This is a genomic window from Odoribacter lunatus, assembly GCF_943193135.1.
In the GTDB taxonomy this organism is placed as follows: Bacteria; Bacteroidota; Bacteroidia; order Bacteroidales; family Marinifilaceae; genus Culturomica; species Culturomica lunata.
In genome coordinates this window covers 1-2,565 of sequence record NZ_CALPCZ010000059.1, presented here as the reverse complement: position 1 = coordinate 2,565, position 2,565 = coordinate 1, and the positions used below count along the sequence as shown (strand labels likewise).

Genomic DNA, 2,565 nt, shown 5'->3' with positions numbered 1-2,565 from the left:
GAGTGCGAAAGGTAGTGGAGGTAGCGGAGGCTGGAACGGTGGAGGTACCGGTGGTGCGGATGAAGGAGACGATTGTGGCGGCGGCGGAGGAGGAGGAACGGATATACGGTTTGGAGGCAAGGCTCTCTCCAATCGGGTTATGGTTGCCGGAGGCGGCGGGGGTGGCTCGGGAGGAGCAGGAAGAGGTGGTGACGGAGGAGGTACCAGCGGAGGATACGGACAACGGTATACTACAACAACGGCAACTTCTCCAGGTACACAAGCTTCTGGCTATGCTTTGGGACAAGGAGGAACAGGTACGTATGGTGGTGGAGGTTATGCAGGAACCGGAGGTGGCGGAGGCGGCTACTATGGAGGCTATGGAGCAGGAAAGAGCCCTAAAGGTGTTAGTCATGCTAAACAGGGAATTGGTGGGGGCGGCGGCTCCGGGTACGTCAATACCGGTATTTTCAGTAATTCCTCCATGTCTAATGGTGCGAGAAGCGGAAACGGTCAAGTTAAAATTACACGGATGAACTAAAAGTGGAGAAAGGGGACAATAGAACAGTGGAAAAATGGTTTTTCCACTGTTCTGTTTTTACCCATTTTTTACTCCAAAAAATAAAGGATATGTTTTCTACTAGAAAAGAGTATGTTTTTGATGCAAAAAGAGCCTCTTTTTGCACTAAAAAGAGGCTCTTTTTTCAAAGGGAGTATCCATTTTCAATGAATGTCTGCAAAAAAATTAAATAAGTGTCTGATATTAAAAATATTAGCAATTATATTTAGATATATCCGGCTTAATGACCAAACACGTTATTTTTAAACCTATCGTTTTTACCTCAAAAACGATAGGTTTTTGGCATGAAAATGATAGGTTTTTTATACGAAAACGATAGGTTTTCTCAAAAGGGGTATTTAGTACGGTTGCAATGCAGGGGGAAGACAAGTGATACGGAGTTGGTTTAGCGAATATTCCGCCTTTGCTTTAGGAGAAGAGGGTATTGATTCTGGTAATTCAGAATTTCCAATTCAATTTTTTGAACTTTTTTCTTTATATTTGTCCTGTTGTGACAGTGAGACCTGTCGTAATTGAAATATTATTTTGAAGCGTTTAGCTTTATCCTTTGTAAGAAAACGACCAATTTTTAAAGCAGAAGGATAAACAGTATAAACGTTCATGCTTGCCGTATATACGTTCGTGCTATATACAGGTTAAGCGTGGGTAACTGTTTATTTCTGCTTGGGTGCTTGGTCGTACCTCTTACAAGATAAACTAAAGTTCCCACGCTTTCTTTTTGTTATAAACCTACCTTTCCGGGGACTTTCAAGGTGCTAAGTAATTTTTTATATGAAAAAATTAATCAGGTATGCCGGATTACGGGTGTCGTTTCTGTTTCTTTCCGTAATGGTTCTTTCCGGCCTGTTTTCACCACCCGTTCTCGGAAACAACATCCGGGTGGACGGTAAAACGCGTGTTGTCGGCTTTTCAGGCGATACGGCGGTTATTGAGGTGTATCTCCGCTGGGATAATTCGTGGCGGGATGATTTCAACTGGGACGCCGCGTGGGTGTTCTTTAAGTTTAAAAAGCGGGGGTTGGAGAATCCGTGGCAACATGCGTATTTAGCTCTATCGGGGCATGTGTTGAGCCCGGCGGCTGGCAATGAGGACGGCGGATATGCGTATATGGTTGGCACGAACAGCAGCAAGGTAAACGGATTGTATGTGATGCGTGAAGGAATTTCGGAGGGGAATGTGAGTGTGCGGCTACAAGCGAAATGGCCGTTAAAGGGTACGGGGTTGAGTAAAAGCGACTTCGGCGAAGCGCTGAATGAAATCTACGTTGCCGTTCACGCCATCGAAATGGTGTATGTTCCGTACGGTGCGTATTACTTAGGGGATGCGTATTCCTATAAGAGTTTTGCGGTAGGCGGTACGGAGGCCGTGGTGATAGATACCGAAGCGGCGATGACGCTTTCAGCGAAAGACGGCATGTCGAACGTTTCTCTTTCGGCTTCCTATCCGAAAGGGTATGCGGGCTTCTATATCATGAAATACGAGACAAGCCAGGAGCAGTACGCGGAGTTTTTGAACTCTTTGACGTTGGCACAGCAAAAGGCAAGAGTTGAGAATAATGATTTTGCTAATATGAAGCGAGGAGATTATGTGTTTGGAAACCTCCACACTCCAAACTGCCGGAACGGTATCGTATTTATCGAACAGAGACAGCCGAATACGCCTGCCGTATTCGGTAATAATCTGAATCCGGCGAATGATTTGTTTTCCGCAGACGACGGACAGACGCTCGCGTGCAATTACATGAGCATAGAGGATATGATAGCGTATTGCAGCTGGAGTGGATTACGCCCCATGAGTGAACTGGAGTATGAAAAGGCCTGCCGGCGTTTTTATCCGCAAGAGCCCGCTCAAGGGGAGTACGCCTGGAATACAAATAACGGCATTAACCGCCTAAGCGGATTAAGCGATTTAAATTATCGTGGTGACCAACGGGAACAGGCATTGAGTTACTTAAAGAACGTAAACAGCGGTACAAGTAACAGTATTAATGGGCCAGTACGTTGTGG

Annotated in this window: 2 protein-coding genes; both read left to right on the top strand. The window is 45.6% G+C overall.

Features of this window, described 5'->3' with window-relative positions; all coding sequences use genetic code 11:
• Positions 1 to 520, top strand: a 520-nt coding sequence (locus NFR61_RS11095; RefSeq protein ID WP_251624151.1) for a glycine-rich protein, incomplete at its 5' end; no start/stop codon positions are given.
• An 810-nt stretch (positions 521 to 1,330) separates the two neighbouring features.
• Positions 1,331 to 2,565: SUMF1/EgtB/PvdO family nonheme iron enzyme (locus NFR61_RS11090; RefSeq protein ID WP_251624149.1), on the top strand; the 1,235-nt coding region annotated here is incomplete at its 3' end.